Origin of the sequence: Arhodomonas aquaeolei DSM 8974 (assembly GCF_000374645.1) — a bacterium.
Taxonomy (GTDB): domain Bacteria; phylum Pseudomonadota; class Gammaproteobacteria; order Nitrococcales; family Nitrococcaceae; genus Arhodomonas; species Arhodomonas aquaeolei.
In genome coordinates this window covers 135,042-151,767 of sequence record NZ_KB894800.1, presented here as the reverse complement: position 1 = coordinate 151,767, position 16,726 = coordinate 135,042, and the positions used below count along the sequence as shown (strand labels likewise).

15 protein-coding genes are annotated in these 16,726 nt (G+C 71.6%); 11 read left to right on the top strand and 4 right to left on the bottom strand.

The annotated features are described in order from the left end of the window. Position 1: 1 nt before the first annotated feature. Positions 2 to 565, bottom strand: a complete 564-nt coding sequence (locus C516_RS0100560) for an NUDIX hydrolase (RefSeq protein WP_040409074.1) — start codon at positions 563 to 565, stop codon at positions 2 to 4. Positions 566 to 646: 81 nt separating this feature from the next. Next, the gene (locus tag C516_RS0100555; protein ID WP_018716396.1) at positions 647 to 1,324 is read right to left on the bottom strand and encodes an OmpW/AlkL family protein; all 678 of its coding nucleotides are present in this window, start codon (positions 1,322 to 1,324) and stop codon (positions 647 to 649) included. Positions 1,325 to 1,542: 218 nt separating this feature from the next. Here C516_RS0100555 and C516_RS0100550 point away from each other — a divergent pair, with 218 nt between their 5' ends. From C516_RS0100550 to C516_RS0100505, 10 genes are all read left to right on the top strand, one after another. Then, positions 1,543 to 3,063, top strand: a complete 1,521-nt coding sequence (locus tag C516_RS0100550) for a fumarate hydratase (protein ID WP_018716395.1) — start codon at positions 1,543 to 1,545, stop codon at positions 3,061 to 3,063. 83 nt (positions 3,064 to 3,146) lie between these two features. Next, positions 3,147 to 3,662 carry a molybdopterin-dependent oxidoreductase gene (locus tag C516_RS0100545; RefSeq protein ID WP_018716394.1) on the top strand — a complete coding sequence of 172 codons (516 nt, stop codon included), beginning with the start codon at positions 3,147 to 3,149 and terminating at the stop codon, positions 3,660 to 3,662. Then, positions 3,659 to 4,795 (top strand): GGDEF domain-containing protein, encoded by a 1,137-nt coding sequence (locus tag C516_RS20245; protein ID WP_018716393.1) that lies wholly within the window; start codon positions 3,659 to 3,661, stop codon positions 4,793 to 4,795. The genes C516_RS0100545 and C516_RS20245 overlap by 4 nt, the downstream gene beginning before the upstream one ends. Before the next feature lie 38 nt (positions 4,796 to 4,833). Beyond that, a complete protein-coding gene (locus C516_RS0100535) occupies positions 4,834 to 5,502 on the top strand; it encodes an ABC transporter ATP-binding protein (RefSeq protein ID WP_018716392.1) in 669 nt (222 codons plus the stop codon). Positions 5,503 to 5,504: 2 nt separating this feature from the next. Next, entirely contained in the window at positions 5,505 to 7,961 is a 2,457-nt protein-coding gene (locus tag C516_RS0100530) for an ABC transporter permease (RefSeq protein WP_018716391.1), read from the top strand. 98 nt (positions 7,962 to 8,059) lie between these two features. Continuing rightward, positions 8,060 to 8,278: a DUF1656 domain-containing protein gene (locus C516_RS0100525; RefSeq protein WP_018716390.1), complete on the top strand. Its 219-nt coding sequence runs from the start codon at positions 8,060 to 8,062 to the stop codon at positions 8,276 to 8,278. A 1-nt stretch (position 8,279) separates the two neighbouring features. Then, complete coding sequence (locus C516_RS0100520; RefSeq protein WP_018716389.1) at positions 8,280 to 9,143, top strand: efflux RND transporter periplasmic adaptor subunit; 864 nt, start codon at positions 8,280 to 8,282, stop codon at positions 9,141 to 9,143. A 6-nt stretch (positions 9,144 to 9,149) separates the two neighbouring features. Beyond that, complete coding sequence (locus C516_RS0100515; protein WP_018716388.1) at positions 9,150 to 11,195, top strand: FUSC family protein; 2,046 nt, start codon at positions 9,150 to 9,152, stop codon at positions 11,193 to 11,195. A gap of 67 nt (positions 11,196 to 11,262) precedes the next feature. Continuing rightward, positions 11,263 to 12,435 carry a lipocalin-like domain-containing protein gene (locus C516_RS0100510; protein WP_245558715.1) on the top strand — a complete coding sequence of 391 codons (1,173 nt, stop codon included), beginning with the start codon at positions 11,263 to 11,265 and terminating at the stop codon, positions 12,433 to 12,435. 76 nt (positions 12,436 to 12,511) lie between these two features. After that, on the top strand, positions 12,512 to 13,591 hold the full coding sequence (locus C516_RS0100505; RefSeq protein ID WP_018716386.1) for a nitrilase-related carbon-nitrogen hydrolase: 1,080 nt from the start codon (positions 12,512 to 12,514) through the stop codon (positions 13,589 to 13,591). Between the two features lie 12 nt (positions 13,592 to 13,603). On the opposite strand, the gene C516_RS20240 is transcribed toward C516_RS0100505, so the two are convergent. Together C516_RS20240 and C516_RS0100495 are read right to left on the bottom strand one after the other, a co-directional pair. Continuing rightward, the gene (locus tag C516_RS20240; RefSeq protein ID WP_018716385.1) at positions 13,604 to 14,260 is read right to left on the bottom strand and encodes an MlaC/ttg2D family ABC transporter substrate-binding protein; all 657 of its coding nucleotides are present in this window, start codon (positions 14,258 to 14,260) and stop codon (positions 13,604 to 13,606) included. Between the two features lie 118 nt (positions 14,261 to 14,378). After that, positions 14,379 to 15,623, bottom strand: coding sequence for a Bcr/CflA family multidrug efflux MFS transporter (locus tag C516_RS0100495; RefSeq protein WP_018716384.1), 1,245 nt, complete (start codon positions 15,621 to 15,623; stop codon positions 14,379 to 14,381). Between the two features lie 200 nt (positions 15,624 to 15,823). Between C516_RS0100495 and C516_RS0100490 the strand changes: the two genes are divergently transcribed. Continuing rightward, positions 15,824 to 16,717 carry an NAD-dependent protein deacetylase gene (locus C516_RS0100490; protein WP_018716383.1) on the top strand — a complete coding sequence of 298 codons (894 nt, stop codon included), beginning with the start codon at positions 15,824 to 15,826 and terminating at the stop codon, positions 16,715 to 16,717. Positions 16,718 to 16,726 lie beyond the last annotated feature (9 nt).

Genomic DNA, 16,726 nt, shown 5'->3' with positions numbered 1-16,726 from the left:
CTCAGCCGGCGTCGTGCGGTCCGCCGTGCCCGCCCGGCGGTTCCGGATTGCCGGCGGGCAGCCATACCGGGGTCCGGGCGGCGGCACGCTCGTGCTCGAGCGCCCAGCGCACCGACGGGAAGGCCAGCGCCTGCCAGGGGATCTCGCTCCAGACGAACAGGCCGACGGCCTGGGACTCGGGGCCGGCGGCGACGGCGGGGTCGAGCAGCCGTGCGCGGTAGATCATCTGTACCTGGTTGATATGCACGAGGTTGTAGACCGCGAGCAGCCCGTCGAGTGCTAGCGCGGCGTTCGCCTCCTCCATGGCCTCGCGGCGGGCGCCGTCCTCGGTGCTCTCGTGCAGCTCCAGGTAGCCGGCGGGCAGTGTCCAGTAGCCGACACGCGGCGGGATGGCACGGCGGCAGAGCAGGAAACGCGCGCCGAGTCGGGGCACGCTGCCAACGACGATGCGCGGGTTCTCGTAGGCGATGTAGCCGCAGTCCGGGCAGGTCAGGCGGGGACGGTCGTCACCGGCCGGGGTGCGCTCGACGCGCGGGCCGCTGTCGGGTGAGGAGGGAGTGGACATGACATCCTCGCCGCGGGTGAAACCCACGGCGAGGATAGCGTGACGGGCGCGGCATCGCCACGCCCGCCGGGTCGCTGCCGCCTAGAAGCGGTAGCCCACCGCGATGGTGTAGACCCAGGGGTCGATGTCGACGTCGATGGTGCTCTTCGGGTTGGGGCCGCCGGAGAGGGTCGCCTCGGTGTCGATGTCGATGTAGCGGATGTCCGCGTTCAGCAGCCAGTTGTTGCCGAGCTCGTAGTCGAAGCCCACCTGGCCGGCCAGCCCGAACGAGTCGTCCAGCGACAGATCGTCATAGCCGGTGGCCGCGGTGGTGTCGCTGTCCACGTCCTCGTCGAAGAACATGGTGTAGTTCAGGCCGACGCCCGCGTAGGGGCGGAACGCGGTGCCGGTGTCGAAATGGTACTGCACGCTCAGGGTCGGCGGCAGGTGCTTGGTGGAGCCGACGTCCAGCCCGTCGATGCCGTCCTCGCCCGAGATGTCGTGGGAGAACGGGGTCGCGGCGAGGAGCTCGACGGCGATGTTGTTGGTGACGAAGTAGCCGACGGTCAGGCCGAGCTGGGTGTCGTTGTCCACGCTCACCGCGCCGTTGAGGCCCTCCAGCGGACCGGAGGGATCGCTGCTGTCGTCGTTCGGGGCGACGAGGGTCGGCCCCGCGCGCACGATCCAGTCGCCGGCGCTGGCGGCACTCGCGCTGGTCGTGACCATGCCCGCGGCCAGTGCGGCGGCGGCGAGGGCGGTGATTTTCTGGGCACGCTCCATGACACGCTCCTTGTTGGTGATTAAATGGCATGAACGTGGCGTCAAGTCTGCCGAGCGTGCTGTCATCGGATCGTGATCTGAATCAAGAGTGGGGCGGATTCCCGTCACGCCCGGGACGGGCGGCGGGCGGGTGCGGTGTGGTATAACAAGGCGCCGAATCCCGGGCCGCCGCCGCGGCCGCTTGGACCCCGCACCCGCAACGCCGGAGAGCGTAGCCGATGACGACCACCATCAAGCAGGACGACCTCATCCAGAGCGTGGCCGACGCGCTCCAGTACATCTCCTACTATCATCCGAAGGACTTCATCGACGCGGTCCACGAGGCGTACCAGCGCGAGGAAAACCCCGCCGCGCGCGACGCCATGGCGCAGATCCTGGTCAACTCGCGCATGTGCGCGGAGGGCCACCGTCCGATCTGCCAGGACACGGGCATCGTCACCGTCTTCCTGAAAGTCGGCATGGACGTGCGCTGGGAGGCGCAGATGAGCGTCGAGGACATGGTCAACGAGGGCGTGCGCCGGGCCTACAACCACCCCGACAACAAGCTGCGCGCCTCCATCCTCGCCGACCCGGCGGGCAAACGCAGCAACACCCGCGACAACACCCCGGCGGTGATCTACACGGACCTGGTGCCCGGCGACCGCGTCGAGGTGGAGGTGGCCGCCAAGGGCGGTGGCTCCGAGGCGAAATCGAAGTTCGCCATGCTCAACCCGTCGGACAGCATCGTCGACTGGGTGCTGGAGCAGGTGCCGAAGATGGGTGCCGGCTGGTGTCCGCCGGGGATCCTCGGCATCGGCATCGGCGGCACCGCGGACAAGGCCATGCGCCTTGCCAAGGAGGCCTGCATGGAGCCCATCGACATCCATGAGCTCCAGGCCCGCGGCGCGCAGAACACCGCCGAGGCGCTGCGTCTCGAGCTCTTCGAGAAGGTCAACGAGCTCGGTATCGGTGCCCAGGGGCTGGGCGGGCTGACCACCGTGCTCGACGTCAAGATCCGCGACTATCCGACCCATGCCGCGAACAAGCCGGTGGCGATCATCCCCAACTGCGCGGCGACCCGGCACGTGCACTTCGATCTGGACGGCTCCGGGGTCGCGGCGCTGCCGGTGCCGAAGCTCGAGGACTGGCCGGAGGTGACCTGGGGCGACGCCGGCGACGTCCGCCGGGTCAACCTGGATACGGTCACGCCGGAGGAGACCCGGAGCTGGAAGCCCGGTGAGACCCTGCTGGTCTCGGGCACCGTGCTCACCGGCCGTGACGCCGCCCACAAGCGCATCCAGGACATGCTCGCCCGGGGCGAGAAGCTGCCGGTGGATTTCCGCGGCCGCTTCATCTACTACGTCGGCCCGGTGGACCCGGTGGACGACGAGGTCGTCGGCCCCGCCGGTCCGACCACGGCGACGCGCATGGACAAGTTCACCGAGATGATGCTCGGCGAGACCGGCCTGGCCGGGATGATCGGCAAGGCGGAGCGCGGGCCCGAGGCGGTGGAGGCGATCCACAGGCACGGTGCGGTGTATCTCATCGCCGTCGGCGGTGCCGCCTACCTCGTCTCCCGCGCGATTCGCAGCGCCCGGGTGGTGGCCTTCGAGGACCTCGGCATGGAGGCGATCCACGAGTTCGAGGTCGAGGACATGCCGGTGACCGTGGCGGTGAGCGCGGACGGGGAGTCCGTCCACCGCAGCGGTCCGCAGGAGTGGCAGGCGCGTATCCGCGGTATCCCGGTGGCCGTGGAGTAGACGCCCGTATTGCCGCCCCGGGGCGCGTTGTCTACGCTTGGGCCCTGGTGCTTCGGGGTGGTGAGCCAGAGGAGGGTGAGGGCATGTCCGTGCGGAGCTGCCTGCCGGTTGTGGTTGCGGTGCTGCTCGTCATGGTGTCGACGGCAGCCGCCGCGGCCACCGTGCAACCCAGCGGTGTCACACCGTCCCGCGATGACGAGCCGGTACTGACCCTGATCGCGCCGGATGGCCGTCACGAACTGTCCCTGGCGGATATCGAGGGGCGGCTGTCGCTGTATGACACGACCCTGACGACCGCAGAGGGCATGTCCGGCCGGTTCACCGGCGTTAAGCTGGCGGCGTTCATGCGGGCCTTCGGGCTCGACGACGCGCAACGGATCCGCTTCATTGCGGCGGATGACTACACGGTGTTCCTCACCCCGTCGGAGATCCATGACGGCGCGTACCTGTTGGCGACGCGCTTCAACGGCGCGCCCATGGACATCTCGGACAAGGGGCCGTTGCGCCTTCTCGTGCCGGCGCAGGCTCGCGCCGTGCGCGAGGGCGAGCGCTCCCAGGCCGACTGGATCTGGTCCATCGTCGAGATCCACGCTCGATGAGCCCGATCCGCCGGCTCTGGCTGGTCGAGATCGCGCTCTTCCTTGCGGCGGCGGTGCCGGTCGTCGGCCTCACCGCGGTATTCTTCTCCAACGCCTCGCGCGACAGCGGCGCCGACTACACCGCGTTCGCCGCGGAGGTCGTGCGTGCCCAGCAGGAGGAGTCGCGTCTGGGGCACGCGGTGACGCATTTCCTGGATCGCCCGGATGCCACCAACCGTCAGGCCCTGCTCGATCGCATCGCCATTATCCGCAACCGTCAGGAGACCGCCCGTCACGCGCTGGCGGCGCTGTCGTTCGGTGAGGCGTTTATCGAGCGTATGCGCGAACCAATGACGGATCTCGATCAGGCCCTGGAGCGGCTGGAGGCCGTCGTGCGTGGCGATCATCCGGCGCGCGGCCCGCTCGCCGATGTGGTGCGTGACCGGGCGTACGCGGTTCAGGACGGTATCGCCTACGTTTACAGCCAGATGCTGGACCGTGTGCTCCAGGGCTCCGCCGCCCAACGGCGTTTCATGGACCGGCTGGAGGTCGGACTGCTGGTGCTGGCGGGGCTGGTACTGGCCTTCATCATCGGCCTGATCGTCGCGATACGATTCCTGCGCGAGCAAAAGCGCGCGCTCACCGAGCGCACGGTCACGGACTATCTCACCGGCCTCGCCAACCGCCGCGCGATGGTGGACCGGGCCCGCGACGTGCTGGCCCTGGCCGCCCGCTCCCGTCTGCCGTGCAGCCTGGCGATCATCGACCTGGATCACTTCAAGCTCATCAATGACCGTTACGGCCACCCCGTCGGCGATAGGGTGCTGCGCACCCTCGGTGCACGGTTGCCGCAACTCGTGCGCGAGAGTGACGTCGTGGCCCGTCTCGGTGGTGAGGAGTTCTGCATCCTCATGCCGGATACGCGCCTCGACGGTGCCCGCGAGCTGTGCGAGCGTCTGCGTGCGGCGGTCGCGCGGCTGCGCTACGAGGCGGGCGAGACGGATCCCGTGGGGTGCACCGTCAGCATCGGGCTTGCCTGTACCGAAGACGGTGCAGAGAGTTTCGCGAGCCTGTATTCCCGTGCCGACCGCTCGCTCTATGCCGCCAAGGCGGCGGGCCGGGATCGTGTGCTCGACGAGCGCGACGTCGCCTGATCCGGGCGGCCGGGGAGGGGTAGCGTGAGGAGGCGCCGGTGGCGCTGATCGAGTTCGAGGACCTGCACATGCGCTACGGCGGTGCCGCCGGGCGCGTCGTCCTCGCCGGTGCGAGCGCTCGCGTGTCGCGGGGCGAGTTCGTGGTCGTCCTGGGGCGAAGCGGCTCGGGGAAGTCCACACTGCTCAATATCCTCGGAGGGCTGGATCGTCCCTCGGCAGGATCGGTGCGTTTCGACGGGCGGGCGCTGTTCACGCTGCCCGACGCGGCGCTGACCCGCCTGCGCCGGGCACGCATGGGCGTGGTCTTCCAGTCGTTCAACCTCATCCCCACCCTGACCGCCGCAGAGAACCTGCGCCTGCCGCTGGCGCTCAACCGCCTGGCGGACAACGGCCGCGTCGCGTCGTGGCTGGCCCGCGTCGGCCTCGAGGACCGCGGGACCGCCTGGCCGGAGCAGCTCTCGGGCGGCGAGCAGCAGCGCCTTGCCGTGGCCCGCGCGCTCATCCACGAGCCGGAGCTCATCCTCGCCGACGAGCCCACCGGCAACCTCGATATCGACAACGCCCGTGCCGTGGTCGCGCTGCTGGACGGGCTCTGCCGGGAGGCGGGGCGGACGCTGGTGATGGTCACCCACAGCCGTGAGGTCGCCGGGCTCGCGGACCGGTTGCTGACCATTCGCGGTGGCCGCCTGGTGCCGGTGGCGGACTGAGCATGCGCTGGCTGCTCCTCGCCGGGCGCCGGGCACTGCTGCGTGAGCCCTTGCAACTGCTCATCGCGGTGGCGGGGATCGCCCTCGGCGTCGCCGTGGTGGTCGCCGTGGACGTGGCCAACCGCGCCGCCCGTGACGCCCTGGACGACGCGGTCACCCGGGTCGCCGGCGCGGCGACCCACCAGGTCGTCCCGGCGGGGGACGACCTGCCGGAGTCCGTGTACCGGCGGCTGCGGGTCCGCGTGGGCGTGGCGCGGGCGATGCCGGTCGTGAGCGGTGATGTCACCGTGGCCGGGCGGCGCTACCGCCTGCTCGGCATCGACCCCCTGGTGGCCGGGCCGTTCCGGACCGGCGTCGGCGCGGAGGCGGACGCGCCGCTGGCCCCCATGCTTGTCCACGGTGACCGGATTGCCGTGACCACGGCCACGGCACGGGCGCTCGGTGTGGCCCGGGGGGACGTGCTGTGGCTGGACGCGGCGGGGGGCAGGCACCGGGTACGCGTCGAACGAGTGCTGGCCACGGTGGGAGGGCGCCTGGACGGCGTCATCCTCACGGACATCGCCGCCGCCCAGGAGCTGCTGGACCGGGTGGGACGTCTGTCACGCATCGATCTCATCGCCGACGCGGCGACCGCGGCACGGGTTCGCGGGGCGCTGCCGCCCGGCGTCCGGCTGTTCCCGGCAGGGCAGCGCCGGGCCGGTCTGGCCGGAATGACCCGCGCCTTTCACGTCAATCTCCGGGCCATGTCGCTGCTCGCCCTGGCGGTCGGGCTGTTCCTGGTGCTCAACACCATGAGTTTCCTGGTCGTGCGCCGGCGCGGGATGCTGGCGACACTGCGCGCGGTGGGAGCCACGCGGGGCCAGGTCGTGGTCCAGGTGCTGGCGGACGCCGCGCGCCTGGCCGCGGCGGGCACGCTGCTGGGCCTGCCCCTCGGTGCGGGCCTGGGGGTGGGGCTCAGCGGCCTCGTCGCCACCACCGTGGACCGGCTCTATCTCAGCATCCCCACGGTGAACCCCTGGCAGCCGACGGCGCTGGTTGCTGGCGCGCTGCTCGGGCTTGCCGGCCCGCTGGCCGCGGCGCTCCCCGCCGCGCTGGAGGCCGCCGGCGTCACACCGCGGGCGGGGCTGGCCCGGGCCCATCTGGAGACGCGTGCCTGGCGCAGCGCGGGCCGCATGGCGGCGGTCGGCGTCCTCGCCGGATCGGCCGGGGCGGTGGTCATCCTGCGGACGTCCGGTCTGATCGGCGGCTTCGCCGGCCTGTTCGCGGTGATCCTGGGATCGGCACTGCTCGCGCCGGCGTGGGTCCGCCTGGCGGCCCGCGTCGGGGGCGCTGCAGGGCCGCTCGGCTGGCGACTCGCCGTGCGTGGTGCGTCCGCCTCGTTGAGCCGTACCGGTGTGGCGGTGGCGGCGCTGTCCGTGGCCGTGGCCACGGTCATCGGTGTCGCCACCATGATCGGCAGCTTCCGCGCCAGCGTGGTCGACTGGCTGGATGCCAGCCTGCGCTCGGAGCTCTACATCGATGCCGATGCCGGTGTGCCGGCGGGGCTCGCGGAGCGCGTCGCGGCCATGCCCGGGGTCGCCCGGGTCACGCGGGGGGCGCGGCGACGGCTCGCGGTCGCGGACGGCGAGCTCACCGTCCGCGGGGTGAGCATCACGGCGGCGGACCGCCGTGCCTATCCGATGGTGCGCGGCGGCCCGGAGGCCTGGCGGGCATTCAGCGAGGACCGTGCGGTGCTGCTCAGCGAGCCCCTCGCGGCCCGTCAGGGGCTGGGCCCCGGCGACGCGCTGACCCTGCCGACACCCGACGGCCCGGAGACGGTGAAGGTGGCCGGGGTCTACCGCGATTACGCGAATGTGCGCGGAACGGTGCTCATGCGGCTGGGCCTGTTCCGGCGCTTCTGGGGCGCGGCCCTGCTCGACGGGATCGGCGTGGTCGCCGCGCCGGGCACGGACGTCGACGCCCTCGCCGCCCGGGTGCGCGCCCGTCTGCCGGCCGGGGCCACGCTGGTGGATAACGCCACCGTGCGCCGGCGCTCGCTCGCCGTATTCGACCAGACCTTCCGGGTGACCCGGGTGCTCCAGCTACTGGCGGCCGTGGTGGCCTTCGTCGGCGTGCTGGGCGCGCTCATGGCGCTCCAGCTCGAGCGTGTCCGGGAGTTTGCCGTGCTCCGTGCCCTCGGGCTGACCCGGCGCGGGCTCGCCGGCCAGGTCCTGGCACAGAGCGGCTTCCTCGGGGTCGCGGCGGGGGTATGGGCCGTGCCCCTGGGCCTGGTGCTGGCGTGGCTTCTGGTGGCGGTCATCAACCGCCGTGCATTCGGCTGGGGGCTTGCCCTCGAGCTGCAGCCGGCCGCCCTGGCCCAGGGCGTGGCGCTGGCGGTGGCCGCCGCCGTGCTCGCTGCGGCGTGGCCCGCATGGCGACTGGCCAGGCAGATCCCGGCGGCCGGTCTGCGGGGCGATTAGTCTCATGTAGCGGGATGCCGTACCGGTGCGGGTATTTTGTTCGTGTGCTAATATACGCAACATGAACTAATATCGGATCGGGGACGCAACGCAACCGCATGGGCCTTCGTGAAATCGCCATCGGCGGCATATTCATCAGTCCGCTGCTCGTCTATCTACTTCTGGGGTTCATCGTCACGGTGTGTCTGCGCCTGCTCCTGCACCGGCTCGCCGGCCACGGCGCGCCCTGGCAGGAGGCGTGGTTCGACGCCGCACTGTTCGTGATCGCGACCGCCGCGGTCGCCTACCTGGGCGCGCCGGCGCCGGGGAGCGGCTGATATGGGCACCGCGCTGCGCATCCTCGCCACGCTCATCGTCGTCGCGCTGGCCGTCGCCGCCGGTGCCTGGCTCTGGCATTACTACCTCTACTCGCCATGGACCCGGGACGCGCGGGTGCGCGCCGACGTGATCACCGTGGCGCCGGATGTCTCGGGCTGGGTGCGCACGCTGAGCGTCGCCGACAACCAGGGTGTCGAGCGCGGCGACGAGCTCTTCCGCATCGACCGTGCGCGTTACCGGGTCGCCGTCGACGAGGCGAAGGCCGCGGTGGCCAGTGCCCGGGCCCGCCTCGAGCGCAAGCGCCACGTCGCCGAGCGCCGCTCCCGGCTGAGCCGCGAGGCGATCAGCACGGAGGACCGCGAGGCCGCACGTATCGATACCCGGGTCGCCGAGGCGGCGCTGGCGAGCGCGAAGGCCGACCTCGACAAGGCCCGGCTGGAGCTCGAGCGCACCACGGTCACCGCGCCGGCGTCGGGGCATGTCCTCAATCTCCAGCTCGCCGAGGGCGACTACGCCAGCGCCGGCACCGCGGTGATGGCGCTGGTGAAGTCGGGCTCCTACTACGTCACCGGCTATTTCGAGGAGACGAAGATGCCACGCATCCATGCCGGCGACGCCGCCGAGGTGATCCTGATGAGCGGCGATACGCGCCTCAGCGGTCATGTCGCCGGCATCGGCCGCGGCATCGCCGACACCAACACCGCGCCCAACGGCCAGCTGCTGCCGCAGGTCCAGCCGACCTTCAACTGGGTACGCCTGGCCCAGCGCATCCCCGTGCGCATCGCCCTGGATGAGGTGCCCGCCGGTACCCGCCTGAGCGCGGGGATGACGGCGACGGTCCGCATAGTCGACGACCGGGACTGAGTCGCCGTGCCGGTGCTCCTGGAGGCGTATCTCACGCCCTCGCGCCAGGCCCTGCGCTTCGCGCTGAAGGCCACCCTGGCGATGCTGCTCGCGCTCTACGCGGCGCTGTGGTTCGATCTCGAGCGCCCGTACTGGGCGCTCATCGCCGCCGCCTTCCTGCAGATCCGCCCCATGAGCGGCATGGTTATCGAGAAGGGGCTGTGCCAGATCGGGGGGACCCTGATCGGTGCCGTGGCCGGAATCGTCGTGATGGCGCTCTCGGCCCAGGCGGCGGTGCCGGCGCTCTATGTGCTCACGCTGTGGGTGATGGCCTGCGCCTACGCGGGCTCGCTGATGCGGGGCAACTTCTCCTATGGCTGCGTGATGGCCGCGATCACCGCGCTGCTGGTCGTGTTCCTGTCGCTCAGCCAGCCGGACCGCGTGTTCGACGTGGCCGTCGCGCGTGTCTCCGAGCTCGGCCTCGGCGAGATCAGCGCCACCCTGGTGAGTGCGCTGGTCTGGCCGGTACGGGTGACCGACCACCTGGCCGAGCAGGCGGATGCGGCAATCAACGCGGCGTTCACCCACGCGGGCCAGCGCCTGGACGCGGACATGCCGCTGACCACGGTGCAGCGATCGCTGACCGCGAGCCTGGGGCCGCTGAACGTGCTCGAGGCGGACAGTCAGGCCGCCCGCTACGAGGGGCCGGGGGGTGGTGAACGCATCCGCGCCGCCCATGTCCTCACCCAGCGCTCGATGCGGCTGTTCGCCGCCCTCGGCGGCATACAGCAGCTCCTGCGTGATCACCCCGGGCGCATCGGCGCGCCGCTGGGCGCGTTCGCCGGCGAGATGGCCGAGGGCTTCCGTGAAGCGGAGTCGGCCCGTGGTGTCCCCGCCGCCCGGCGCCACCTCCAGGCCCTGCGCGAGCAGGCCCGGCGGTATCCGGACGACGGTCTCGATCCGCTCCAGCGCCGGGTGGTCACCGGGCTGCGCGCCATCCTCGGCCACGCCATGGTCATGCTCGACGCGCGCGAGGCGATAGCCCATCCCGGCCGCCACCAGCTCCGCTCCGGCGTGCCCGCCTGGCATCGCGACCACGGCGAGGCGGCGGTGAACGGACTGCGGGCCGGCGCGGCGTTCGCCGCCACGACGGCGTTCTGGATCGCCACGCACTGGAGCGGCGGTCCGATCGCGGTGCTGATGGCGACCCTGCCGTCTGTGCTGTTCGCCAACCGGGACAACCCGGCGACGATCTGCACGATGTTCTTCAAGGGCATGCTGGCGGCGCTGCCGAGCGCCTTCCTGTTCGGACACGTGCTGCTCGCACGGGCCAGCGGCTTTCCGATGCTGGCGATGCTGGTGCTCACGCCGCTGTTCATCGGTCTGCTGGGGGCGGGGCATCGCCGGCTGGTGGGCTACTGCCTGCCGTTCACCATCTTCAATATCCTGCTGACCATGCCCGGCAACGGCATGGACCTGTCCTTCGACAACTTTGCTAACCGGGCCCTGGCGGTCACCGGCGGGCTCGCGATCGCGACCGTGGGTTTCCGCCTGGTCCCCGGGCTGGGGGCGGCCCTGCGCCGGCGCCGGCTGATCCACGCCATTGGTGTCGATCTCCACCGGTTGGCCCAGCCGCCCCTGCACGAGGTGGAGGCACGCTTCAGCGGCCGCATGGCCGACCGGCTCCTGCGGCTGGCCCGCCACGACGACCTCCTCGACGAGGCGCACCGCCACCTGCTCATGATCGGGCTCAACGGCCTGGACGTCGGTATCGCCGGACTGCGGCTGCGTCACTGGCTGGACGGGGCGCCGCCGCCGGTCCGTGCGGCCCTGGTGGCATTGCTCGACACCCTGGCCGCCGCCTTCGTCGCCAGCGCCCGGGGCCACGCACCGGCGGACGTGGCCGCGGCCGCGCGCACCCTTGATGCCGCGCTGGTCGATCACGACGTCCTCGACGAGCGAGGCCGGGCGCCGCTGCGCGGGCTGCTCGAACGTCTCGAACTGGCCCTGGAGCGCCAGGCCTCGGAAATGGGGCATCATCGTCGCGATGCGTCCGGGGCGGTGTCCGTGTGAGCGCCGCGCCGCAGGGCTGTGCCAGTATGGGATCGTATGACCGGTGATCGGAGGAGTCGGTGTGCGCGTGGGGCGAGCATGGGTGCCGGGGGCCGTTGCCTTGCTGGGCGTCATCGTGGCGGCCGGCGTGGGCGTCGGGGTCTGGCTCGCCGATACCGGCGCGCCGGAGCCCGGTGCCGGCGACACGGCCATGGCCGCGCTGCGCGGCGAGGGATCCGGCTTCGCGCGGATCACGGGCCCCCGGCCTTTGTCCTTTCCGCGGGATCACGGGGCCCATCCGGATTACCGCAGCGAGTGGTGGTACGTCACCGCTAACCTGCGCGACGCTGCGGGCCGTGCGTTCGGCGTGCAGCTCACCTTCTTTCGTAGCGCGCTCGCACCGTCGATGCCTCCGCGCCGCTCCGCCCTTGCCACGCGCCAGGCCTGGATGGGCCACTTGGCGGTCACCGATGTGGCCGCCGGCGGGCACCGCTTCGCCGAGCGTTTCCAGCGCGGTGCCCTCGGGCTCGCCGGCGCGCGGACCGCGCCCGCCGTCGAGGTCTGGCTGGACGACTGGTCGATGCGCTCGCAGCAATCCGGCCGGCTCTTCCCTCTGGTCCTGACCGCCGGGGCCGGGGAGATGCGTGTCGAGCTGCGGCTGGACAACGCACGCGGTCCCGTCCTCCAGGGCGATGCGGGCTACAGCGTCAAGGGCGACGCGCCCGGCAACGCCTCGCGCTACTACTCCTACACCCGGATCGAGGCCCGGGGCAGCGTACGCGTCGCCGGGGCGCGTCACGACGTGCACGGCCTCGCGTGGCTGGACCGGGAATGGGGTACCAGCACCCTGGGGCCGGAGCAGACGGGATGGGACTGGTTCGCGCTACAGCTCGACGACGGCCGCGACGTCATGCTCTACCGGCTGCGCCGGCGCGACGGCGCCACCGACCGCCACTCCGCCGGCGTGGTGGTCGGCCCGGACGGCGTGCGCCACCGCCTCGATGCCGACGGTTTCCGGCTGACGCCGCAGGCCTACTGGCGCAGTCCGGAAACCGGGGTGCGCTATCCCGTGCGCTGGCGCCTGCGGGTGCCGGCTGCGGGGCTCGACGTCGGTGTGCGCGCCGTCGTTGCCGACCAGGAGATGCGTACCGCCTTCCGTTACTGGGAGGGCGCCGTGGAGGTGGCCGGCGACGATGTCGGCGGGCACGGCTACCTGGAGATGACCGGCTATGGCGGGGGCGACGAACACCCCGTGCGCTGAGGCTGCCGCACGTACCGATTCACGAACCGGCTCGCAGGCGAGCCGCCCTGACAGCGAAACGATGGAGGACCCCGGAATGATCGAGCCCTATAACTGCGTCGGCCTCGTGCCCACGGTACGCGGGATACGCAAGCGCGCCGACATCATGACCAACATCGAGCACATCCGGCACCTCACCAAGGCCGCCTCCTGGCTGTCGAGCCTGGACATCCCGGTGCGGCTGCTGGTGCTGCCCGAGGGCGCGCTGCAGGGGTTCAACGACGAGGTGCTCGACCTGGATCACGTGGCCTTCGCCCGGGAGTGCGCGATCGACATCCCCGGCCCGGAGACCCGGGCGCTGGGGGAGCTCGCCCGCGAGTACGACTGCTACGTCATGGCCCAGGCCAAGGCCCGGCACCCGGACTGGAAGGACCGCTTCTTCAACGTGGGCTTCGTGATCGACCCGGACGGCGAGGTCATCCTGCGCCACTACAAGCTCGCCAACCTCTACCCGGTGGAACACGGGCTCACGCCCTCGGACATCTTCGACTGGTGGGTGGAGACCTACGGGCGCAACCTCCAGGCCTTCTGGCCGGTGGTGGACACCGACATCGGGCGCCTCGGCATCATGATGGCCAACGAGGCCTCCTACCCGGAGAACGGCCGCGGGCTCGCCATGAACGGCTGCGAGGTCGCCTACCGGGCGTCCTTTCCCCATCCGCACACCGGCAACGATTTCTTCGAGATCTCCTCCCGGGCGCGGGCGCTGGAGAACAACATGTACGTGGTCGCCCCCAACATGGGGACGTACTACCTCTTCGACGACTCGGATCTCCCCATCGACACGTTCGGCGGGCGCTCGCACATCGTCAATCACCGCGGCGCGGTGGTCGGCCGGCAGGATTACGGCGCCGGCTCCACCTACCTGGCCGGCGTGATCGACATCGAGCAGCTGCGCCACCACCGCGAGAAGGCCCAGGTCTCCAACTGGCTCAAGGACGTGCGCTCCGAGCTCGCCCGGGTGATATACGACAGCGACGTCTACCCCAGCAACCTCTACATGGACCGCGCGCCCATGGACCATGCGGAGTACCGCCACGAGGTCATCGACCACCAGGTCGGGCTGATGAAGGAACGCGGCATCTGGAAGGACTCGGTGTACCGCGGCGGGGAGTGACTGCGGCACCGCTCAGCGGCAGGGGGCCGTCTCCGGCGGGCCCCCGCCCGCGTGGCGGTGACGTTCCAGCGCGTCGCTGACCCCGGCGAGCCCCTCTCGGGCGAGCCGGGGCCGGAAGGCCTGGCGGAAGATCGCGAGCAGGCTGATGCCGGCGACGCGGGCATCGTGCACCAGCCAGCGTTCCCCCGGGCGGTGGAGCAGGATGTCCACGTCGACGTCGCGCCGGTCCTGCGGCCGCAGGGCAACCCGTACCACCGCACGACGCCCGTCCTGCCGGATCAGCCGGTAGCCGATGTCGCCGGTGCGCGCGAACTCGACGATGCGTGGTGCGAACACGCTGACGGCGGTGGCGTACACCGCCACGAGGTGATCGGTGAGGGCGCGGGTGAAGCGCGTCCGCGCCCCGGGAGGGGCGTCGGCCCAGTACGGTCCGGCCACGAACCGGGCCGCCAGCGTGGGGTCGAGGAGCTCGCGGTAGTGCCGCTCGATGAACGCCCGCGTGCACGCGGGCTCGTCGGCCAGGGTGGCGGCGTGGGTGCGCACGAACACGAGCCCTTCGTCCACGGCCTCCCGAACCAGTGTCACCGGGCCCGTCCCGGTGGCGGCCCGGGTGGTGAGTGTGACCAGGCAGGCCGCGACTGCGGCCGCCAGTATCCATCGCCGCGGCATGTCCGGCCTCCCCCGGCAGGCTCATGATTGAGCCGGGATCATACCCATCCTCCCGGAGGCCTTGTCACGCGCCGGATGCGGTGTGCGCCGGCGGCGTGCTTGTCGCGGCCCCGGCCGCTCAGGCGGCCTCGCTGCAGCGCGCGGCGGTCTCCCCGCCACGGCTGCGCTCCCGGGCCTCGCCGGCGAGCAGGCGCCGCCCGGCGGTGAAGCTCACCGCGGCGCACAGCACCATCACCACCGCCATGTCCACCGCGGGGGAGAGGCCCACGGCGCCGACCATCCCGCCGGCGAGGGCGCCGAGCCCGAACTGGAAGAAGCCGAACAGGGCCGATGCCGCGCCGGCGTTGTTCGGATAGGCGTCGAGCAGGCCGGCCACGGTGTTGGCGCCGACCAGCCCGACCATGCCCACCGCGAAGAACAGCGGCAGGGCGATCCCGGCGAGCCCGCCGAAGCCGGTCAGACTGTCGAGGAGCAGAACCACGCTGCTGGCAAAGGTCACCGTTGAGCCGACCGCGAGCAGCCGGTGGTAGCCGAAGCGTGCCACGAGCTGGCTGTTGACCAGGTTCGCGAGTACCAGCCCGACCACGTTGGCGGCGAAATAGAAGCCGAAGGCCCGGGGGCTGACCCCGTAGACGTCGATGTAGATGAACGAGCTGCTGGAGACGTAGGCGAACAGCGCACCGAAGGCCATGCCGCCGCAGATCAGGAACGCCAGCGACCGGCGGTCGCGCAGGAGCACGCCGTAGGCGGCGAAGTGCGCGGCCAGCGGCGCACCGTCGCGGTGCTCGCGGCCGTTGGTCTCCGCCAGGGCGGTGCCCACGGTAACCAGGCAGACCGCGGCGAAACCGGCCAGCACCCAGAAGATGCCGCGCCAGCCGAGCCCGGCGACGATCTGGCCGCCGACCAGCGGCGCCAGCAGCGGTGCCACCGCCATCACCAGGATGACGAAGGACAGGATCCGGGCGGCCTGGCTGCCGCGGTAGGTGTCGCGGATGATGGCGCGCGAGACCACCGGGCCGGCACCGGCGCCCAGCCCCTGCAGACCCCGGGCCGCCAGCAGCATCGGCAGGCTGTCCGCGGCGGCGCACACCAGGCTCGCCACCAGGTAGAGCACGATACTGAAGGCCAGCACCGGCCGGCGGCCGAAACGGTCGGAAAAGGGGCCGTAGATGAGCTGGCCCGCCGCGAGCCCGATGAAGAATACGCTCAGGCTCTGCTGGGCGGATGCCGCGGACACGCCGAGCTCGTCCGCCAGGGCGGGCAGCCCGGGCAGATAGAAGTCGATGGACATGGGGCCGAAGGCCGTGAGCAGGCCAAGGATGAGTATCAGGCCCAGCCCGCCGTTGATCGTCGCTCGCGTCATGGATGGCTCCGCTGGCCGCCGGCGGGTGAATTCCGCCGGGGCGTTAGAACGGGGAATATTAGCATGCAACCTTTTATGGTGGCGAGATCCGGGCCCTTCAAGCCCGACGATCGGTGCGCGGCCTCCGGCCAATGCCTGACAATCGCTGCCGTAAGGTGGGTATGATGCGGGGACGTCCCGTCGACCGAGGGTCCCCGATCATGGGCGCCGTTCTCCCCCTGCGTACCCGTGCACCCGACAGCCGTCCGCTGCCGCCGGCGGAGGAGGGGACGGTTGCCGACCTCGTGGCCCGCCTGGCGGAGGCACGTGCCCTGGTACTGACCGGCGCGGGCTGCAGCACCGGCTCGGGAATCCCCGATTACCGCGACGACCGCGGGCGCTGGAAGGGTCGGGCGCCGATGCAGTACCAGGCCTTCGTGGGCAGTGCGGCCAACCGCCGGCGTTACTGGGCCCGCAGCCTGGTGGGCTGGGCGCGGGTCGCCGCGGCCCGGCCCAATGACGCCCACCGGGCGGTGGCGGCGCTGGCCGTCGCCGGCCGGCTGAGCGGCGTGGTGACCCAGAACGTGGACGGATTGCACCAGCGCTCGGGCGCCACCGGTGTGGTCGACCTTCACGGCCGGCTCGACCGGGTGGAGTGCCTGGATTGTGGTGCGGTGATCGACCGTCACGCCTTCCAGGAAACTCTGCTCCACGACAACCCGGACTGGGCGGGTATCGCCGCGAGCCATGCCCCGGACGGCGACGCCGACCTCGATGACGTGGACTACGATGCCTTCCGCGTGCCCGCCTGCCGGCGTTGCGGCGGCGTCCTCAAGCCCGGCGTCGTGTTCTTCGGTGAGGGGGTGCCCGGCGAGCGCGTGACGCTGGCGATGGCGGCCCTGGAGCGGGCGGGTCTGCTGCTGGTCGCCGGCTCCTCGCTCATGGTCTGGTCCGGCTACCGGTTCGTGCGCGCCGCCGTCGACCGCGGCATCCCCGTGGTGGCGGTCGGCCGCGGCGTCACCCGCGCCGAGGGCGAGCTCGCCTTCCGCGTGACCGGCGACTGCGCCGAGGTCCTGCCCGCCCTGGCGGCCGGGGTGGGGGCGTGGCGGGGGTAGGGCCGTACG

Bases quoted from the DNA above. Each gene is read 5' to 3' on its own strand.
- C516_RS0100560 (WP_040409074.1), bottom strand. From the start codon at position 565: ATGTCCACTCCCTCCTCACCCGACAGCGGCCCGCGCGTCGAGCGCACC.
- C516_RS0100555 (WP_018716396.1), bottom strand. From the start codon at position 1,324: ATGGAGCGTGCCCAGAAAATCACCGCCCTCGCCGCCGCCGCACTGGCC.
- C516_RS0100550 (WP_018716395.1), top strand. From the start codon at position 1,543: ATGACGACCACCATCAAGCAGGACGACCTCATCCAGAGCGTGGCCGAC.
- C516_RS0100545 (WP_018716394.1), top strand. From the start codon at position 3,147: ATGTCCGTGCGGAGCTGCCTGCCGGTTGTGGTTGCGGTGCTGCTCGTC.
- C516_RS20245 (WP_018716393.1), top strand. From the start codon at position 3,659: ATGAGCCCGATCCGCCGGCTCTGGCTGGTCGAGATCGCGCTCTTCCTT.
- C516_RS0100530 (WP_018716391.1), top strand. From the start codon at position 5,505: ATGCGCTGGCTGCTCCTCGCCGGGCGCCGGGCACTGCTGCGTGAGCCC.
- C516_RS0100525 (WP_018716390.1), top strand. From the start codon at position 8,060: ATGGGCCTTCGTGAAATCGCCATCGGCGGCATATTCATCAGTCCGCTG.
- C516_RS0100520 (WP_018716389.1), top strand. From the start codon at position 8,280: ATGGGCACCGCGCTGCGCATCCTCGCCACGCTCATCGTCGTCGCGCTG.
- C516_RS0100505 (WP_018716386.1), top strand. From the start codon at position 12,512: ATGATCGAGCCCTATAACTGCGTCGGCCTCGTGCCCACGGTACGCGGG.
- C516_RS20240 (WP_018716385.1), bottom strand. From the start codon at position 14,260: ATGCCGCGGCGATGGATACTGGCGGCCGCAGTCGCGGCCTGCCTGGTC.
- C516_RS0100495 (WP_018716384.1), bottom strand. From the start codon at position 15,623: ATGACGCGAGCGACGATCAACGGCGGGCTGGGCCTGATACTCATCCTT.
- C516_RS0100490 (WP_018716383.1), top strand. From the start codon at position 15,824: ATGGGCGCCGTTCTCCCCCTGCGTACCCGTGCACCCGACAGCCGTCCG.